This is a genomic window from Luteibacter sp. RCC_6_2 (assembly GCF_041360655.1).
GTDB lineage: Bacteria > Pseudomonadota > Gammaproteobacteria > Xanthomonadales > Rhodanobacteraceae > Luteibacter.
Window position 1 is genome coordinate 212266 of the sequence record NZ_JBFUPQ010000004.1, and the last position, 17872, is coordinate 230137.

A 17872-nucleotide genomic window follows, 5' to 3' on the forward strand; every position below is an offset into this window, starting at 1 on the left:
GCATGTTCGGCTTCGGTAACAAGCAGGCGAAACGCCGTCAGGGCCCGCGGGGGAGCTTCGACCTCCCGTTGCTCGTGGCCGCGCTCGCGTTGGCCGCCCTGGGCGTGGTGATGGTCACCTCCAGTTCGATCGCCGTGGCCGACGGCTCGCACCAGGGCGCGTTCTATTACCTGAAGCGCCACCTCGTCTTCCTGTTCCTCGGCGGCTGCCTCGCCGCCGCCGCGATGCGTACGGAACTGAAGACGCTGGAGAAGCACAGCTTCCTGCTCCTGCTGGTGGGCATCATCATGCTGCTGATGGTGTTCCTGCCGGTGTTCGGCATGCGCATCAACGGTGCGCGGCGCTGGGTGAACCTGCTGGTCACCAGTTTCCAGCCCGTCGAGGCGGTGAAGCTGATCCTCGTCGCCTATCTGTCGAGCTATCTCGTGCGTCATCGCGAAGGCGTGGAGTACGAATTGTTCGGTGTGGTGAAGCCGGTGGGTGTCGCCGGTTTCATCGTGTTGCTGTTGCTGGCCCAGCCCGACTTCGGCTCGGCCGCGTTGGTCGTCGCCACCACCGTCGGCATGGTCTGGCTGGCCGGTGCGCGCATGCGCAACCTGCTGGTGCTCGCCACGCCGCTGGTGCCCGCGCTGATCTACGCGGCCACGGCCGAGGATTACCGCATCAAGCGCCTCACGTCCTTCCTCGACCCATGGAAAGACCCGTTCAACGACGGCTTCCAGCTGACCCAGGCGTTGATCGCCGTGGGTCGTGGCGAGTGGACGGGCGTAGGCCTGGGCTCCAGCGTGCAGAAATTGTTCTACCTGCCCGAGGCGCACACGGACTTCATCCTCGCGGTGCTGGCGGAGGAGCTCGGCCTGGCCGGGATCATGGTGGTCATCCTGCTCTACGTCGTGCTGGTCGGCCGCGGCCTCTACATGGGGCTCAAGGGCGTCGAGCTCGGCCATCGCTTCTCGGGCTACGTGGCGTACGGCATCTCGCTGATGATCGGCTTCCAGGCGATGGTGTCGATCGGCGTGAACCTGGGCGTGTTGCCGACGAAGGGCCTGACCTTGCCGCTGATCAGCTCGGGTGGTTCGTCCGTGCTGATGACCTGCGCGATGGTCGGCGTGCTGCTGCGCGCCACCTTCGAGATCAACCGCGCCGAAGACGCGCGACAGACGGCGGTGCGTCTTCCCGCGAACGCCGTGCCCGATTCCGCGGCGGCGGCGGGAGGCATGGCATGAACGCGCCCGTGCTGATCATGGCCGGCGGTACCGGTGGCCACATCTTCCCCGGCCTCGCCGTCGCCGACGAGCTGCGTTCGCTCGGCATCCCCGTGGCGTGGCTCGGTGCCGAGGGTGGCATGGAGACGCGCGTGGTGCCCGCGCATGGCCTGGACCTGCATACCGTCGCGGTCGGCGGGCTGCGCGGCAAGGGCATGAAGACGCGTGTCCTCGCGCCGCTGATGCTCGCCCGCGCATTGTTCGCTTCGCTGAAACTCCTGCGCAAGCTGCGTCCGCGCTGCGTCCTCTCGATGGGCGGCTACGTGGCCGGACCGGCCGGCGTCGCCGCACGGATCGCGGGAATCCCGCTGGTCGTGCACGAGCAGAACGCCGTCGCGGGGTTCACCAATCGTAAGCTCGCCTCGTTCGCCAGGAAGGTCCTGACGGGTTTCCCGAACGTGTTGCCGAACGGCGAGTGGGTGGGTAACCCGGTGCGCGCGCGGATCGCCGCGCTGCCACCGCCGGGCGAGCGCATGGCCGGCCGCACCGGGCGCGTGCGCATGCTCGTGCTTGGCGGTAGCCTTGGCGCCCGCACACTCAACCTCGTGATCCCCAAGGCGCTCGCGCACATGCGCGGCAACGCCAGCCTCGACAACGCCGAGCCGGAAGTGGTCCACCAGACCGGTGAGCGCGGCCTCGAGGAAGCACGCGACGCGTACACCGATGCCGCCGTGGCCGCCACCATCGTGCCCTTCATCGAGGACATGGCCGGCGCCTACGAATGGGCCGATATCGTGGTCTGTCGTGCCGGCGCGCTGACCGTGGCTGAACTCTGCGCCGTGGGCATCGAAGCCTTGCTGGTACCGTTCCCGCATGCGGTGGACGACCACCAGACGGTCAACGCGCGCGCCATGGTCGATGTCGGCGGCGCGCGACTGGTGCCCGACGCCACGCTCAGCCGACCCGGTGCCCACGAGGCGCTCGCGGCCATCCTGTTCGACATGATGCTGGATCGCCAGAAGATCCTTTCCGCCGCCAACGCGTCCCGCACGCTGGCCAAGCCCGACGCAGCAGCAACGATTGCCCGTCACTGCATGGAGGTTTCCGCATGACGCCCGGTCGTTTGCGTGCCCACGAAGATTTCATGACCTCGTTCCGCCGTGTCCATTTCATCGGCGTGGGCGGCGTCGGCATGAGCGGCATCGCCGAGGTGCTGTGCAATCTCGGTTACAGCGTGTCCGGTTCCGACCGCGCGCACTCGCCGACCACGGAGCGCCTCGCCAAGCTGGGTATCGAGGTGCACATCGGCCACGAAGCCTCGAACGTGGACGGCGCCGACGTGATCGTCACTTCCAGCGCGATCCGCCAGGACAACGCGGAACTCGTCGCCGCGCGGGCCGCGCGCATCCCGGTCGTGCCGCGTGCGGAAATGCTCGGCGAACTGATGCGCTTCCGCCGCGGCATCGCCATCGCCGGTACGCACGGCAAGACGACCACCACGAGCCTCGTGGCGAGCGTGCTGGCCGAGGCCGATTACGATCCGACCTTCGTCATCGGTGGCCAGCTCAACGCCGCCGGCGCGAACGCGCGCCTGGGTACCGGGCAGTACCTGGTGGCCGAAGCCGACGAGTCCGACGGCTCGTTCCTGATGCTTTCCCCGGTGATCGCGGTCGTGACCAACATCGACGCCGACCACCTCGAGAACTACAACGGCGACTTCGGCCAGGTGAAGAAGGCCTTCGGCGATTTCCTGCATCGCCTGCCGTTCTACGGCCTGGCCGTGCTGTGCATCGACGACGAGGAAACCGCGAAGCTGGCCGAGGACACCTCGCGCCGCCTGCTCACCTATGGCATCGACAAGCCGGGTGCGGACGTGACGGCGAGCAACGTGCGCCAGGTCGGCTTCGAGATGCACTTCGACCTGCACCTGCCCGGCATGGCCGGCACCTTGCCGGTGACCTTGAACCTGCCCGGCCGGCACAACGTGCAGAACGCGCTCGCCGCCGCGGCGGTGGGCTGGCAGCTGGGCGTGGACGCGGAAGCGATCGCGCATGCGCTGGCCCGTTTCGAAGGCGTCGGCCGCCGCTTCCATCGCCGTGGCGAGATCGCACTGGATACGGGCAGCGCGTTGCTGGTCGACGACTACGGCCATCACCCGCGCGAGCTGGCCGCCGTGTTCGCCGCCGCGCGTGGTGGCTGGCCGGAGCGTCGCCTCGTGGTGGCCTTCCAGCCGCATCGCTACAGCCGCACGCGCGATCTGCTCGACGATTTCGCCAAGGTGCTCGCCGAAGTGGACGTGCTCGTGCTGACCGAGGTGTATCCGGCTGGCGAGTCGCCCATTCCCGGTGCGGACGGGCGCGCCCTGGCGCGTGCGATCCGCGCGCGCGGAAAGACCGACCCGGTCCTCATCGACCATCCGCGCGACCTGCGCGACACGCTGCCCGCCCTGGCGCGGGACGGCGACCTGATCATGCTGCTCGGCGCCGGCGACATCGGCGCGGCGGCCATCGAGCTGGCCAACGCCGGCAACCTGAGGACTCGTACGTGATGAGCAGTACCCGCTTCCCCCGCACCGTCACGGACGCCGCCGATTTCGGCCGCGTCGCCGTCGTGATGGGCGGCAATTCGGCCGAGCGCGAGGTGTCGCTCGACTCCGGTCGCGGTGTGTTCGAGGCCCTGCGCTCCACCGGCGTGGATGCGCACCTGATCGACGGTATTCCCGCCTTGCTCGACGCCGTGCGCGCGGGCCATTTTGCGCGCGTGTTCAACATCCTCCACGGCGCCGGTGGCGAGAACGGCGAATTGCAGGGAGCCCTGCAATCGCTCGGCGTGCCGTACACCGGTTCGGGCGTGCTTGGTTCGGCGCTGGCGCTGGACAAGGTGCGCGCCAAGCAGGTGTGGATCGCCCTGGGCCTGCCGACCCCGAAGTTCAAGGCGTTGCCGCGTGGTGCCGACGTGCACGCCGCGGCGCGCGAGGTCGGCTTCCCGTTGATCGTGAAGCCGGCATGGGAAGGGTCGAGCGTGGGCGTGACGCGCGTGTTCGACGAATCCGGCCTCGATGCCGCCGTCGAGCTGGCGCGCAAGTACCCGGGCGACATGCTGATGGAGACGCTTATCGAGGGCGACGCGAACGAGGGCGGCGAGTTCACCGTCGGCATCCTCGGACGCGAGGTGCTGCCGACGATCAAGATCGTGCCCAAGGGCGAGTACTACGACTACAACGCCAAGTACATCGCCGAGGACACGCAGTACATCGTGCCCGGCCTGTCGGGCGCGGAAGAGGAAGCCATGCGCGCGCTCGCGCTGCGGGCCTTCGACGCGCTCGACTGCGTGGGCTGGGGCCGCGTCGACGTGATGCGCGACCGCCACGGCAAGAACTGGCTGCTCGAAGTGAACACCGCGCCGGGCATGACCTCGCATTCGCTCGTGCCCAAGGCCGCCGCCGCCGCGGGCCTGGACTATGCCGCCTTGTGCTGGCGGATTCTCGAGACCTCGATGCAGCGGGAGGGTGCGAAGGGATGAAGGGAGCCGCCGCCACGCGGATCGTCGCCTGGGGTATCGCCATCACGCTGGTGGTGTTGCCCGTGGTCGGCGTGATGCAGGGCTGGTTCGCCGCCGGCCGTTGGCCGGTGACGCAGATCAAGGTCGAGGCGGAGTTCGCGCACGTCAGCGCCGAGCAGATCCGCAGCGCCGTGCTGCCGCGCCTGGGCAAGGGATTCTTCGCCACGGACCTGGAAGACGTGCGTCACGCGATCGGCGCGTTGCCCTGGGTGGAATCGGTGGAGGTGCGCAAGCGTTGGCCCGATACGCTGCTGGTCCGTATCTACGAACGGCAGCCGTTCGCGCGCTGGAACGAGGATCGCCTGATCAGTCGCCAGGGCCTCGTCTTCGATGCGCCCGGCGCCGACCAGATGGGCGACCTTCCTCGACTGCGCGGTCCCGATTCGCGCCTGGCCGAGGTGGTGAGTTTCTACGCGCAGGCGCGCAAGTCCTTCGAGGGCCGCACCGGCCTGTCCATCGTCGGCGTCAGCCTGAGCGAGCGTGGCAGCTGGAGCGTCACCACCGACAGCGGCGCCGAGATCGTGATCGGCGATCGCGACCAGGCCGATCGCCGCCTCGCGCGCTTCCTCGATGTCTACCCGCAACTCGTTGCCGGCCGGCAGGGCGGTTTCGCCTATGCCGACCTGCGTTACACCAACGGATTCGCCATCCGGTGGCCGCAACCGGAAACCACGGCCACACCCAAGGTCGGAAGCTGAGCTAACCATGAGAAACAAGAACGACAAACAGCTCGTCGTCGGCCTCGACATCGGAACCTCGAAGGTGGTCGCGATCGTGGGCGAATACGAACCGGGCGAACCGATCGAGGTGATCGGTATCGGCACGCACGTCTCGCGTGGCATGAAGCGTGGATCGGTGGTCGACATCGAATCCACCGTGCATTCCATCCAGCGCGCGGTGGAGGAAGCCGAGTTGATGGCGGGTTGCGACATCCGCTCGGTGTACGCCTCGATCTCGGGTAGCCACCTGGAAACACGCAACTCGCACGGCACCGCGGCCATCCGCGACCGCGAGGTGATGTCGGCCGACCTCGAGCAGGTGCTCGAAGCCGCCAGCGCGGTCGCCATTCCGGCGGACCGCAAGGTCCTCTACAAGGAATCGCAGGAATATCGCATCGACGGCCAGGACGGCATCCGCCATCCGGTCGGCATGAGCGGCGTGCGCCTGGAAGCCAGCGTGCACCTGGTGACCGGCGCGGCGAGCGCGGTGCAGAACATCTCCAAGTGCATCCAGCGCTGCGGCCTGTCCGTCGACGAACTCGTCCCGGCCGCCGTCGCCAGCGCCAAGGCCGTGCTCACCGAGGACGAACTGGAACTCGGCGTCTGCCTCGTCGACATCGGCGCGGGCACCACCGATATCGCCATCTACACGCAGGGCGCGATCCGTTACACCAAGTCGCTGCCGGTCGGCGGCGACCAGGTCACCAACGACATCGCCTACGGCGTGCACACGCCGACCGCCCACGCGGAAGAGATCAAGATCAAGTACGCCTGTGCGCTCGCCCAGCTCGCGCACGCCGAAGAAACCATCCAGGTGCCCAGCGTCGGCGATCGACCGCCGCGCCGCCTCGCCCGGCAGGCGCTCGCGCAGTCGGTGCAGGCGCGCTACGAGGAGATCTTCGAGATGGTGCAGGATGAACTGCGCCGCTCGGGCTACGAAAGCCTCGTCGCGGCCGGCATCGTGCTGACCGGCGGCGCCTCGCGCATGGAAGGTGCGCTGGAGCTGGCCGAGGAGATCTTCCACAAGATGGTCCGCATCGGGGTCCCGCAGCACGTCTCGGGCCTGGGCGACGTCGTTTCCAGCGAACTCCATTCGACCGGCGTGGGCCTGCTCCTGCATGGCTCCCGGTCGAGCGGCGGTTCGCGTCACGCGAGTTCGGCTGCCGGCAACGTCGGCAGCGTGGTCGAGAAGTTCCGGAGTTGGTTCACCAAGAACTTCTGAGTAGCTGTTCACCGGATTGTCGGTGCCCGATGGAAGGGGGGCGCCGGGGCACGAGGAAGGCCCGCAACCCGCGGCCGACAGGAGTCGGACACGGGACATAAACCAAAAAAACTAAAAGTTCTGCGGAGGACGGGAAATGTTCGAACTGATCGAAAAACTGGCACCGAATGCGGTCATCAAGGTCATCGGCGTGGGCGGTGGCGGCGGCAACGCCGTGGCCCACATGGTGAATTCCAACATCGAAGGCGTCGAGTTCGTCGTCGCCAACACCGACGCGCAGGCGATGAAGAGCTGCGCATCGCGTACCCACCTCCAGCTCGGTGGCAACGTCACCAAGGGCCTGGGTGCCGGTGCGAATCCGGAAGTCGGCCGCCAGGCCGCGCTGGAAGACCGTGAACGCATCGAGGAAATGCTCGAAGGCGCCGACATGGTCTTCATCACCGCCGGCATGGGCGGTGGCACGGGTACCGGCGCGGCGCCGGTCGTGGCGCAGCTGGCGAAGGAGAAGGGCATCCTGACCGTCGCGGTCGTGACCAAGCCGTTCCCCTTCGAAGGCCGTCGCCGCATGCAGGTGGCCCTCAAGGGTATCGAGGACCTCTCCCAGCACGTCGACTCGCTGATCACCGTGCCGAACGAGAAGCTGCTCTCGGTGCTGGGCCGGGAAGTGACCCTGCTCAACGCCTTCAAGGCGGCCAACGACGTGCTCCAGGGCGCGGTCCAGGGCATCGCCGACCTGATCACGGCCCCCGGCCTGATCAACGTCGACTTCGCCGACGTCCGCACCGTCATGAGCGAGATGGGCATGGCGATGATGGGCTCGGGCACCGCCCGTGGCGACGATCGCGCCCAGGCCGCCGCGGAAGCGGCGATCAACAACCCGCTGCTCGAGGACGTGAACCTGGCCGGTGCCTGCGGCATCCTGGTCAACGTGACCGCCGGCCCGAACCTCACCATGCGCGAGTTCGACGAGATCGGCCGGGTGATCCACGATTTCGCCTCCGAAGACGCGACCGTGGTGATCGGCACCTCGCTCGACCCGGAAATGCAGGACGATGTCCGCGTGACGGTCGTCGCCACGGGCCTGAACCGTGGCGTCACCGCCAAGCAGCCGATCCGCCAGCCGGTCCAGCAGCACGTGGAAATGCGCCAGCGTCCGCGTCCGGTCGTGCTGCGCACGGGCACCGGCAACGAAGTGGTCGACTACGCCCAGGCCGACGCGATGCCGTCGGTCCGGTCGGAACCCGCCCAGCCGCAGAAGAACGCGGAACCGGCGATCGATTACCTGGATATCCCGGCGTTCCTGCGCCGCCAGGCCGATTGACCGGCACTCACCGCTGAAGGCACGTTAAGGAAAACGTGAGGCCGACCCGGCACGATGCCGGGCCGCCCGGTGCCCCGCCGCCGTCCCGTTCCGGGCGGCGGGGCACCGCCGTGCCTCGACAGGAAAACCTGCAAGTGATATCGATCACCGCAAGTCGTTGAATGAGCGCCAATTCAGTCGCAGGCCAGATGAGAATGGGTCTCGGATCTTGCTGAAGGAACGGTGAAGCAATGCTGGACTGTACCGTCCGGTTTGTTTATTCCGAGGTTAAGACTGTGTTAGCATGTCCGCTACTTTAGGCTGCTGCCAACAAGGTTCGACCCAACATGATCAAGCAGCGCACGCTCAAGAACATCATTCGCGCCACGGGCGTCGGCCTCCATACCGGCGACAAGGTGTACATGACGCTTCGCCCAGCGGCGCCGAACACGGGCATCGTGTTCCGCCGTACCGATCTCAATCCGCCGGTCGAGTTGCACTCGCGCCCGGAGAACGTCGGTGACACGCGTCTTTCCACCACCCTGATCAATGGCGACGTTCGCGTGTCGACCGTGGAGCACCTGCTCTCGGCAATGGCCGGTCTCGGTATCGACAACGCCTACGTCGACCTCTCGGCGCCTGAAGTGCCGATCATGGACGGCAGCGCCGGTCCGTTCGTGTTCCTGATCCAGTCCGCTGGCATCGAGGAACAGGATGCGGCCAAGCGCTTCATCCGTATCAAGAAGCCGGTGATCGTGCAGGACGGCGACAAGTGGGCCAAGCTGGAGCCGTTCGACGGCTTCAAGGTCGGCTTCTCCGTCGAATTCGACCATCCGCTGTTCAACAAGCGCAATTCGCAGGCCGAAATGGATTTCTCGACGACGTCCTTCGTCAAGGAAGTCAGCCGCGCCCGCACGTTCGGCTTCATGCGTGACATCGAGATGCTCCGTGAGCGCAACCTCACGCTCGGCGGCTCGATGGACAACGCCGTGGTGCTCGACGACTACCGCGTGCTCAACGAAGACGGCCTTCGCTACGACAACGAGTTCGTCAAGCACAAGATTCTCGACGCCATTGGCGACATCTACATGCTGGGTCACAGCCTGATCGGCGCGTACTCCGCGCACAAGTCGGGCCACGAGCTCAACAACAAGCTGCTCCGCAGCCTGATGGCCGACGTCACGGCATGGGAAGAAGTCAGCTTCAAGGACCCGGCCAAGGCGCCGATCTCCTACGCCCACCCCGCCCAGGCGGTGTAAGGCGCCGCCCTCGGGGCGACCAAGGATGGCCCTTCGGGCTATCCGTTACGAAAAAGGCCGCGATCGCTCGCGGCCTTTTTCGTTGTCCGGGCAGGCTGATGAGTCAGCTGGGTGGCATCGATGAACCTGCGTTGGTGAAACCTGCCTGTTGAGACAAGCACCCATCGCCGCTGAAGCGGCTCCCACAGTTGAAGCGGCCCCATCCCAAGCCCATGGGCGGCCTCCTGGGCACGTGAGATCGGCCGTGATCCACGTCACGTCCGTGAAATTTACGTGCAATTTAGGCATTTGTACGCTTCATGCGTGCTATAAAGTTCGCCGCCCTTGCCGGTCCGTGGGTGCTTACGGATCAGCGAAGGTGAACGCAAGCATAGGATTATTCTGAATTTTCGGCCTTGGAGGCCAATCCAAGGAACAGATCCCGCAACGTGGGGTCGGAGAGTGACGCCGCGGCGCTCCGAAGATGTCGGGCCGCCGAGGTGGAAAGCGGTTTGTGCCGGTCGGGGATCACTTCCACGGGCGGTAGGGGGGCCACTTTCACGGCAACCGAGTGGGCCTTCGCGCCGATGGCGCGAGCGGCTTCGAGGATTTGCGCCTGGTAAAGGCGCACCCGCGAAGCCCAGGCCGACGAGGGCGCAAGGAAGACGAGCCTGCCATCGCGCAGGTCCGCGAAGCGGACCTGGTCACGCAATGGCGAGGGCAGCGTCGCGCGCAGCTGGCGGTCCAGTTGGTCGAGTTCGCGGGCCCGTTGGGCCAGCGACGCGACAGGCCCGAACTCCGTGATGGACGTCAGTCCACGTGTGGAGCGGCGGGGCGGCTGGGATGGCGGTGGCATGGGCCGGCTTTAACTATTCGATGTGGAACGTATGCAGATCATACTCGTGTCACGTGGCCTGAAAGGGCCGAAAACGCTCGACCTGACTTGCCGGCGCTTGCGCTGCAAGTTCGCACTGATGGCCATCGCCGGTTTCGTGGGTATCGCCTGCGTCGGCGCGGGCGTAGCCCTCGCGGTGGCGAGTCCGAAGGAGCGGGCCCTCGGCGATATCGGCAGCATCGCGCAGCGGGTGGGCGACCAGGACGCCCGGGTCGCGGAGATCAAGCGTGACGCCCAACGCGACCTCGACGCCCTTGCCGTGAAGCTGGGCCAGCTCCAGGCCCAATCCGTCCGTCTCAATGCCCTGGGAGAACGCCTCACCCAGGTCGGCAAGCTCGACGACGGCGAATTCGATTTCGACGAGGAGCCGGGCCAGGGCGGCCCGGAACTGACCACCGGTGCCGACGTGCCGGCTTACGCCTTGCCGGCGTCGCTCGACAAGAGCATCGACCAGCTTTCCGGACAGTTCGACACCCAGCAGGCCCAGCTCGAAGCGCTGCGCGACATGCTGATGGACCGCACGATCGAATCCAGCCTTCGGCCCACAGGCATGCCGGTGAATGGCTACATCTCCTCGTTCTTCGGCGGGCGACCCGACCCCTTCAGTGGCCATGCCGCCCGTCACACGGGCATCGACATAGCCGCGCCGACGGGTACGCCGGTGACGGCGGTCGCCGAAGGGATGGTCACCTTCGCCGGTCAGCGCAGCGGCTATGGCGACGTAGTCGAAATCGACCACGGCAATGGCTATATGACCCGCTACGCTCATAACAGCGTCATCCTGGTGCATCCCGGGCAGCGCGTCCGGATCGGCGACGCCATCGCGAAAGCCGGGTCCACGGGCCGATCCACCGGGTCGCACGTCCACTTCGAGGTCTGGTACCACGACCGCGTGGTGAACCCGCTGGCCTACGTCCGCAGCCATCGTTGAGAAGGCTTGAATCCGGCCCGGCCCGCCGCCACCCCGAGGAAAGCCGGGGACGCCCGTAGTATGATCGTCCCTTCGTGCCGGCCGGCCATGGCCGTTCGGCAGCCCTTTTCGCTTCAGATCCGGATGATCGATGTTCAATCGTGCCCTGACGAGTATTTTCGGCAGCCGTAACGAGCGTGTCCTGCGCGACCTCTCCAAGACGGTCAAGCGCATCAACGCCCTCGAGCCGGAGTACGAAAAGCTGTCCGACGACGCCCTTCGTGGGAAGACCGAGGAATTCCGCCAGCGCCTCGCCGCCGGTGAGACCCTCGACAAACTGCTGCCCGAAGCCTTCGCGGTCACCCGCGAGGGCGCCAAGCGCGTCCTCGGCATGCGCCATTACGACGTGCAGCTGATCGGCGGCATGGTCTTGCACGGCGGCCGGATCGCGGAAATGCGCACCGGCGAAGGCAAGACCCTGGTCGGCACGTTGCCGGTGTACCTCAACGCCCTGGAAGGCAAGGGCGTACACGTGGTCACCGTGAACGACTACCTGGCCCGTCGCGATTCGGCGCAGATGGGCAAGCTCTACAACTTCCTCGGCCTCAGCGTCGGCGTCGTGTATCCGGGCATGGACCACGCCGACAAGCGCAGCGCCTACCAGGCCGACATCACCTACGGCACAAACAACGAGTTCGGCTTCGATTACCTGCGCGACAACATGGCGCTCAGCAAGGAACAGCGCAACCAGCGCGGCCTGCACTACGCCATCGTCGACGAAGTCGATTCGATCCTGATCGACGAAGCCCGCACGCCGCTCATCATCTCCGGTCCCGCCGAGGATTCCCCGCAGCTGTACATCGCGGTGAACAAGATCGTGCCGGGCCTGACGCGGCAGGAAAAGGAAGACGGCCCGGGCGACTACTTGGTCGACGAGAAGCAGAAGCAGGTGCACATGTCCGAAGAGGGCATGGAACACGCCGAGCAACTGCTGCGCGAGGCGGGTGTCATCGATCCCGACAGCGGCCTGTACGACTCGAAGAACCTCGCCGTCGTCCACCACATGAACGCGGCGCTGCGCGCCAACGCCATCTACCAGCGTGATGTCGACTACATCGTCCGCGATGGCGAAGTCATCATCGTCGACGAGTTCACCGGCCGTACGCTGGCGGGTCGCCGTTGGTCCGACGGCCTGCACCAGGCGGTGGAAGCGAAGGAAGGCGTGCCCATCCAGCGCGAGAACCAGACCCTGGCGACGGTCACGTTCCAGAACCTGTTCCGCATGTACAAGAAGCTGGCCGGCATGACCGGTACGGCCGATACGGAAGCGTACGAGTTCCAGACCGTCTACGGCCTGGAAGTCGTCGTGATCCCGACGCACAAGCCGATGATCCGCGTGGACAACCCGGATTCCGTGTTCCTCGGCCAGGAAGCGAAATACAAGGCGGTCATCGCCGACATCAAGTCGTGCCACGAGCGCGGCCAGCCGGTCCTCGTCGGTACCGCGTCCATCGACGTGTCGGAACTGGTGTCGGGCCTGCTCAAGAAGGAGCGCATCCCGCACGAGGTGCTCAACGCGAAGCAGCACGAGCGCGAAGCGCACATCGTGGCCCAGGCGGGCGCCCCCGGTGCCGTCACCATCGCGACGAACATGGCCGGCCGCGGCACGGATATCGTGCTCGGCGGCAGCCTCGAGGCCGCGCTCGCCACCTTGCCGGAAACGGCATCCGAGGCGGAACGCCAGAAGGTTCGCGAGGACTGGAAGAAGCGCCACGAGCAGGTGCTCGCCGCAGGCGGCCTGCACATCATCGGCACCGAGCGTCACGAATCCCGTCGTATCGACAACCAGCTGCGCGGCCGTTCGGGCCGCCAGGGCGATCCGGGTTCCTCGCGCTTCTACCTGTCGCTGCAGGACAACCTGATGCGCATCTTCGGCGGCGAGCGTATCGGCCGCTGGATGCAGATGTTCGGCATGAAGGAAGACGAGGCGCTGGAAGACCGTCTCATCACTCGCCAGATCGAGAAGGTGCAGCGCAAGGTCGAGCAGCACAACTTCGACATCCGCAAGAACCTCCTCGAGTTCGACGACGTCGCGAACGACCAGCGCAAGGTCATCTATGCGCAGCGCGACGAGCTGCTGGAAACCGACGATATCTCCGACATGATCGGCGACATCCGTCAGGACGTCGTCGTCGGCCTGGTGCGCAAGTACGTACCCGCGGACAGCATCGACGACCAGTGGGACATCGCCGCCCTCGATCGCGAACTGGCCAGCGACCTGAATCTGCGCCTCGACCTTGTCCAGTGGGTCGAATCCCAGAAGGACGTCGACGCCGACGGCATCCTCGACCACGTGCGCGAAGCGGTGGACGCCATGTTCGCCGAGAAGGAAGCCCAGGTCGGTGCGGAAACCATGCGTTCGCTCGAGAAGCACGTGATGCTCTCGGTGGTCGACAACGCATGGAAGGAACACCTCGCCAGCATGGATTACCTGCGCCAGGGCATCTACCTGCGTGGCTATGCTCAGAAGCAGCCGAAGCAGGAGTTCAAGCGCGAGTCGTTCGAACTGTTCGCCGAGATGCTCGACCGCATCAAGCTCGAAGTCGTCCAGATGCTCGCGCGCATCCGCATTCGCAGCGAAGAAGAAGTGCTCGCGATGGAAGCGGAGCAGCAACGCGCCGCGGAGACACAGCGCCTGCAGTTCCAGCATGCCGACGCACAGGCCATCGGTCAGGGCGGTGGCAACACCGAGTCCGAGCCGACGACGGCCCCCATCTTGAACGACGGCCCCAAGGTCGGTCGCAACGACCCATGTCCTTGCGGGTCAGGCAAGAAGTACAAGCACTGCCACGGTCAGCTGAGCTGATACGAAAAATCAGACTGCGTCTAACTTGTATCGCAGCCATGAAGGCGCTCCTCATCCGAGGGGCGCTTTTTTTCTGGCTCCCGCTGGACCTTCGGGTACTGCGCCTCGGCTTCGCCCTCGGGTTTTTTGCGTCGAGGAAGGGGGAGCCGTCGGGTGCCATTCTCTTCGCTAAGTCCTCGTCCGGCCTACGCCTCCCTGCGGAATCGCTCTGAGAACGGCACCCGACGACTCCCCACCGAACGTTGCGGCTGAGTGTTTAGCGAGCGAGTTCATCTCATCGAACGATGACCGCGAGCAAAGTGCCAAGGAACGCTCCGACAGCGACCATTAGCGCGCCGATGGCCTGAGTGGCCAGGAATTTTCTCCTCACGGATAGAAGATGTAGCTTGGCGCGGCGAAGCCCTGGCCCATCTGTCGACCGGACGAAATTTCCAGGGCGAAGTAAGTAATCGGCCTTCAGCGCGAACGAGAAATGCATATCTAGCAAATCGCCGCCCTCGCGCGCCATGCGCTGTGCTGCGACTATCTCTCGTTGGAATCCGGCCATGCCTTTCACCAGATAGATCAGTCCTGGCGCAGCGCCCACGAAAAACCCCAATTCAGCGGAACTCATATACCTCCGGTTGAAGGTCACGTTCGCTCGTCGACACTACCGGCAGGGCCAGGCATCGAGTACCAATGAGCAACACCAGCACCCTCGCTCTGCTCGCCAATCAACCCGCCGCAATGTTCGGAGGGGAGTCGTCGGGTGTCGTTCTCAGAGCGATTCCGCAGGGAGGCGAAGGCCGGACGAGGACTTAGCGAACGAGAACGGCACCCGACGACTCCCCCTTCCTCAGTCCCCGCCGCCCTTCGGCTTCTGCCGATACGATTCTGCATCGACGGTGACATACACCGGCTCAGGCACGTCGATACGCATGGCGGTCAGCTGGCCGCCCCACACGCAACCCGTGTCGATCGCATAGACGCCGAGGCCCGCGAAACGTCCCAGCGCGGACCAGTGCCCGCAGACGATCTTCGTCTCGCGACGACGCATCCCCGGTACTTCGAACCACGGGTACATGCCGGGCTTCTGCGTGCCGGGGATACCCTTGCCCTCGAAGTCGATGCGGCCGTTGACGTCGCAATAGCGCATGCGCGTGAGCGTGTTGATCGTGGCGCGGTGGCGCTCGACGCCCTGCAGCCGGTTGTTCCAGCCGGGCGGACGATTGCCGAAGAGATTCTTGAGCAAGCGCTGGTGGCGCGGGCCGCCGAGTTCGCGCTCGACTTCCAGCGCGGCACGCTGCGCCTGACGCAAGGTCCAGATCGGTGCCAGGCCGGCATGGACCATCGTCCAGCCGAGCTCTTCGTCGTTATGCAGCAGCTTCTGCATGCGCAACCATTCGAGAAGCACGGGTGCGTCGTCCGCGAACAGAACTTCACGCAGCTCGGGGTTCACCCGCGCCTGTGCGTCTTCGCGACGTTGGCCGATCGCGAGCAACGAGAGGTCGTGGTTGCCGAGCGTGATGACCGCCTGGTCGCGCAGCGAGTGGATCAGGCGCAACGTGGCCAGCGACTCGCCGCCTCGATTCACCAGGTCGCCGCAGAACCACAGCCGGTCGTTGGCCGGGTCGAAACGAAGCTTCTCCAGCAGGCGCTGGAGTTCGGGGTAGCAACCCTGGACGTCGCCGATCGCGTAGACGGCCATCAGTACTGTTGCTCCGTGATGCCGTTCCCGGCGTGCGCACTATCCATGGGTTCGATCCTAGTGGAGCGTGCGCGGGATCGAAAGCACGAATGCCGGGATGGGTGCATCGAAATGCGTTCCGTCGTCGGCGACCATGCGATAGCTGCCTTCCATGGTGCCGACCGCGGTTTCGAGCACGGCGCCCGAGGTGTACTCGAAGGTGTCGCCGGGTCGCATCCACGGTTGTTCGCCGACGACGCCGTCGCCGCGTACTTCTTCGACCTTGCCGTTCGCATCGGTGATCAGCCAGTGTCGCGTGAGCAACTGGGCGCCGGTGTCGCCGACGTTGCGCAGCGTGATCGTATAGGCGAACACGTAGCGGTTGTCGGTCGGTTGCGATTGGTCGGGAACGAAGCGGGAAGCGACCTCCACGTCGATCGTGTAAGGGGATTTGGAGTTCATGCTGCGATTGTCAGGGACGGGGAGGGGGTGGGCAAGTGAGTCCGCAGCAGGCTTCACATCGCATTCGCGAGTTTCACGAAGTCCCCGGGGGCCAAGGTCTCCGCACGTGCACGCGGATCGATGCCGAGTTCACGAATGGTCGATTCGTCGACCAGGCCCTTCAGCGTGTTCGTGAGCGTCTTCCGGCGCATCGCGAAGGCGGCCTTCACGACCGTGTGAATCTTCGCCGGATCGCCCTTGGGCAACTGCTCCGGGGCCAGGGGCACCAGGCGGACCACGGCGGAATCGACCTTGGGCGGCGGCCGGAAGGCGCCCGGGGGCACCGTGAAGAGCGGCGTCACCTTGCAGGCGAGCTGGAGCATCACGCTCAGCCGGCCGTAGACCTTGCTGCCCGGCTCGGCGGCCATGCGGTCCACGACCTCCTTCTGGAGCATGAAATGCATGTCCTGGATCGCCGCCGCGTGCTCGACACAGTGGAAGAGGATGGGGCTGGAAATGTAATAGGGGAGGTTGCCCGCGATACGCAGCCGCTCGGCGCCGAGCTCCCGGGCGAGCTGGCTGAAGTCGACCTTGAGCACGTCCGAATGGACGATCTTCAACTCGCCGATCGCCGCCGCTCGTGCCTGCAAGCCGGGAATCAGGTCGGTATCCAGTTCGATGGCCGTCATCTTCCGGGCCACGGCGAGCAAGGGCAGGGTCATCGCGCCTTCGCCGGGGCCGATCTCGACGACGGTGTCGCCATCCTTCGGTGCGATCGAGGCGACGATGCGCTCGATATAGCGCTTGTCGTGCAGGAAGTGCTGGCCGAAGCTTTTCTTGGGGCGTGCGTTCATGGGCGGCCCCGGTGGCGGGCGAGATCGATGGCGAAGCGCGTGGCGGCGAACAGGCTGGCTGGATCGGCCCGGCCCGTACCGGCGAGGTCGAGCGCCGTACCGTGGTCGACCGACGTGCGGATGAAGGGCAGGCCCAGGGTCACGTTCACGGTGCGGTCGAACGCCTCGCTCTTGAGCACGGGCAAGGCCTGGTCGTGATACATGGCCAGCACCGCGTCGTAGCGTTCACGCATGGCGGGGACGAAGGCGGTGTCGGCCGGGAGCGGCCCGATCAGGTCCATGCCTTCGGCGCGGAGGCGTTCCATCAAGGGAATGATCGTGTCGATCTCCTCGCGGCCCATGTGCCCCCCTTCACCCGCATGCGGGTTCAGGCCCAACACCGCGATGCGCGGATGGGCGAGGCCGAAAAGCGAGGTCAGCGCACCGGCGACGATGCGCAGCGTACGTTCCAGCAAGGCGGGCGTGAGGGCGGCGGGCACCGCGGAAAGCGGCAGGTGCGTCGTGGCCAGTGTCACCCGCAGTTCCGGACTGGCGAGCATCATCACGACCTCGGTACCCGCGCGTTCGGCGAAGAACTCCGTGTGGCCACTGAAGGCGACCCCGCCTTCGTTGATGCTGGATTTCTGTACGGGTCCGGTCACCACGGCGTCGAAATCGCCGGCCATGCAACCATCCGCGGCCATGCGCAGAAGATCGAGCACATGCTGCGCATTGCGTGGGTCCGGATGGCCGAAATGGACATCGGCCCCTAGCGGCACATGGCGAATCCGGACACGGCCAGCGGGACGCGAGGCGACGCGCGTTCCGTCGTCGTCCACGATGTCGAGGTCGAGCCCGCAGAGAGTGGCCGCGCGTTGGAGCAGGTCGCGATCGGTGATCGCGACGAGATCGGCGGGGAGTTCGGAGGCCGCGAGGCGCGCGACCAGCTCGGGTCCCACCCCGGCGGGCTCACCGGCGGTAACGGCGAGCCGTGGCAGGGTGGTGGTAGTCATCGG

General features: G+C 66.0%; 16 protein-coding genes. 10 read left to right on the forward strand and 6 right to left on the reverse strand.

The genetic code is table 11. The features are described 5' to 3' along the window. The first annotated feature begins 2 nt into the window (after positions 1-2). From ftsW to lpxC, 8 genes are all read left to right on the forward strand, one after another. Positions 3-1226, forward strand: coding sequence for a putative lipid II flippase FtsW (gene ftsW / locus AB6730_RS05820; protein WP_371022706.1), 1224 nt, complete (start codon positions 3-5; stop codon positions 1224-1226). Then, complete coding sequence (murG, locus tag AB6730_RS05825; RefSeq protein WP_371022707.1) at positions 1223-2317, forward strand: undecaprenyldiphospho-muramoylpentapeptide beta-N-acetylglucosaminyltransferase; 1095 nt, start codon at positions 1223-1225, stop codon at positions 2315-2317. The genes ftsW and murG overlap by 4 nt, the downstream gene beginning before the upstream one ends. Further along, positions 2314-3753, forward strand: a complete 1440-nt coding sequence (gene murC / locus AB6730_RS05830) for a UDP-N-acetylmuramate--L-alanine ligase (RefSeq protein ID WP_371022708.1) — start codon at positions 2314-2316, stop codon at positions 3751-3753. The genes murG and murC overlap by 4 nt, the downstream gene beginning before the upstream one ends. Next, entirely contained in the window at positions 3753-4727 is a 975-nt protein-coding gene (locus AB6730_RS05835) for a D-alanine--D-alanine ligase (RefSeq protein WP_371022709.1), read from the forward strand. The genes murC and AB6730_RS05835 overlap by 1 nt, the downstream gene beginning before the upstream one ends. Then, complete coding sequence (locus AB6730_RS05840; protein WP_371022710.1) at positions 4724-5464, forward strand: cell division protein FtsQ/DivIB; 741 nt, start codon at positions 4724-4726, stop codon at positions 5462-5464. Before AB6730_RS05835 ends, AB6730_RS05840 begins: the two co-directional genes overlap by 4 nt. Before the next feature lie 7 nt (positions 5465-5471). Continuing rightward, positions 5472-6707, forward strand: coding sequence for a cell division protein FtsA (gene ftsA, locus AB6730_RS05845; protein WP_306850864.1), 1236 nt, complete (start codon positions 5472-5474; stop codon positions 6705-6707). A 136-nt stretch (positions 6708-6843) separates the two neighbouring features. Next, positions 6844-8028, forward strand: coding sequence for a cell division protein FtsZ (gene ftsZ / locus AB6730_RS05850; protein WP_371022711.1), 1185 nt, complete (start codon positions 6844-6846; stop codon positions 8026-8028). A gap of 326 nt (positions 8029-8354) precedes the next feature. Then, positions 8355-9266 carry a UDP-3-O-acyl-N-acetylglucosamine deacetylase gene (gene lpxC / locus AB6730_RS05855; protein WP_306850862.1) on the forward strand — a complete coding sequence of 304 codons (912 nt, stop codon included), beginning with the start codon at positions 8355-8357 and terminating at the stop codon, positions 9264-9266. Positions 9267-9642: 376 nt separating this feature from the next. Here the strand turns inward: lpxC and AB6730_RS05860 are convergent, their stop codons facing one another. Beyond that, positions 9643-10101 (reverse strand): DciA family protein, encoded by a 459-nt coding sequence (locus AB6730_RS05860; RefSeq protein ID WP_371022712.1) that lies wholly within the window; start codon positions 10099-10101, stop codon positions 9643-9645. 31 nt (positions 10102-10132) lie between these two features. Between AB6730_RS05860 and AB6730_RS05865 the strand changes: the two genes are divergently transcribed. Further along, complete coding sequence (locus AB6730_RS05865; protein WP_371022713.1) at positions 10133-11071, forward strand: M23 family metallopeptidase; 939 nt, start codon at positions 10133-10135, stop codon at positions 11069-11071. A 130-nt stretch (positions 11072-11201) separates the two neighbouring features. After that, the gene (gene secA / locus AB6730_RS05870; RefSeq protein ID WP_371022714.1) at positions 11202-13916 is read left to right on the forward strand and encodes a preprotein translocase subunit SecA; all 2715 of its coding nucleotides are present in this window, start codon (positions 11202-11204) and stop codon (positions 13914-13916) included. A gap of 274 nt (positions 13917-14190) precedes the next feature. Here secA and AB6730_RS05875 read toward each other — a convergent pair whose 3' ends face one another. From AB6730_RS05875 to pdxA, 5 genes are all read right to left on the reverse strand, one after another. Further along, positions 14191-14529: a hypothetical protein gene (locus tag AB6730_RS05875; RefSeq protein WP_371022715.1), complete on the reverse strand. Its 339-nt coding sequence runs from the start codon at positions 14527-14529 to the stop codon at positions 14191-14193. A gap of 222 nt (positions 14530-14751) precedes the next feature. Continuing rightward, entirely contained in the window at positions 14752-15603 is an 852-nt protein-coding gene (locus AB6730_RS05880) for a symmetrical bis(5'-nucleosyl)-tetraphosphatase (protein WP_371022716.1), read from the reverse strand. 57 nt (positions 15604-15660) lie between these two features. After that, positions 15661-16044 (reverse strand): Co2+/Mg2+ efflux protein ApaG, encoded by a 384-nt coding sequence (gene apaG, locus AB6730_RS05885; protein WP_306850857.1) that lies wholly within the window; start codon positions 16042-16044, stop codon positions 15661-15663. 53 nt (positions 16045-16097) lie between these two features. Beyond that, the gene (gene rsmA, locus AB6730_RS05890) at positions 16098-16877 is read right to left on the reverse strand and encodes a 16S rRNA (adenine(1518)-N(6)/adenine(1519)-N(6))-dimethyltransferase RsmA (protein ID WP_371022717.1); all 780 of its coding nucleotides are present in this window, start codon (positions 16875-16877) and stop codon (positions 16098-16100) included. Next, positions 16874-17869: a 4-hydroxythreonine-4-phosphate dehydrogenase PdxA gene (gene pdxA, locus AB6730_RS05895; protein WP_371022718.1), complete on the reverse strand. Its 996-nt coding sequence runs from the start codon at positions 17867-17869 to the stop codon at positions 16874-16876. Before pdxA ends, rsmA begins: the two co-directional genes overlap by 4 nt. Between the last annotated feature and the right edge of the window lie 3 nt (positions 17870-17872).

Coding starts and splice junctions, on each gene's coding strand:
- ftsW (WP_371022706.1), top strand. CDS start 3: ATGTTCGGCTTCGGTAACAAGCAGGCGAAACGCCGTCAGGGCCCGCGG.
- murG (WP_371022707.1), top strand. CDS start 1,223: ATGAACGCGCCCGTGCTGATCATGGCCGGCGGTACCGGTGGCCACATC.
- murC (WP_371022708.1), top strand. CDS start 2,314: ATGACGCCCGGTCGTTTGCGTGCCCACGAAGATTTCATGACCTCGTTC.
- AB6730_RS05835 (WP_371022709.1), top strand. CDS start 3,753: ATGAGCAGTACCCGCTTCCCCCGCACCGTCACGGACGCCGCCGATTTC.
- AB6730_RS05840 (WP_371022710.1), top strand. CDS start 4,724: ATGAAGGGAGCCGCCGCCACGCGGATCGTCGCCTGGGGTATCGCCATC.
- ftsA (WP_306850864.1), top strand. CDS start 5,472: ATGAGAAACAAGAACGACAAACAGCTCGTCGTCGGCCTCGACATCGGA.
- ftsZ (WP_371022711.1), top strand. CDS start 6,844: ATGTTCGAACTGATCGAAAAACTGGCACCGAATGCGGTCATCAAGGTC.
- lpxC (WP_306850862.1), top strand. CDS start 8,355: ATGATCAAGCAGCGCACGCTCAAGAACATCATTCGCGCCACGGGCGTC.
- AB6730_RS05860 (WP_371022712.1), bottom strand. CDS start 10,101: ATGCCACCGCCATCCCAGCCGCCCCGCCGCTCCACACGTGGACTGACG.
- AB6730_RS05865 (WP_371022713.1), top strand. CDS start 10,133: ATGCAGATCATACTCGTGTCACGTGGCCTGAAAGGGCCGAAAACGCTC.
- secA (WP_371022714.1), top strand. CDS start 11,202: ATGTTCAATCGTGCCCTGACGAGTATTTTCGGCAGCCGTAACGAGCGT.
- AB6730_RS05875 (WP_371022715.1), bottom strand. CDS start 14,529: ATGAGTTCCGCTGAATTGGGGTTTTTCGTGGGCGCTGCGCCAGGACTG.
- AB6730_RS05880 (WP_371022716.1), bottom strand. CDS start 15,603: ATGGCCGTCTACGCGATCGGCGACGTCCAGGGTTGCTACCCCGAACTC.
- apaG (WP_306850857.1), bottom strand. CDS start 16,044: ATGAACTCCAAATCCCCTTACACGATCGACGTGGAGGTCGCTTCCCGC.
- rsmA (WP_371022717.1), bottom strand. CDS start 16,877: ATGAACGCACGCCCCAAGAAAAGCTTCGGCCAGCACTTCCTGCACGAC.
- pdxA (WP_371022718.1), bottom strand. CDS start 17,869: ATGACTACCACCACCCTGCCACGGCTCGCCGTTACCGCCGGTGAGCCC.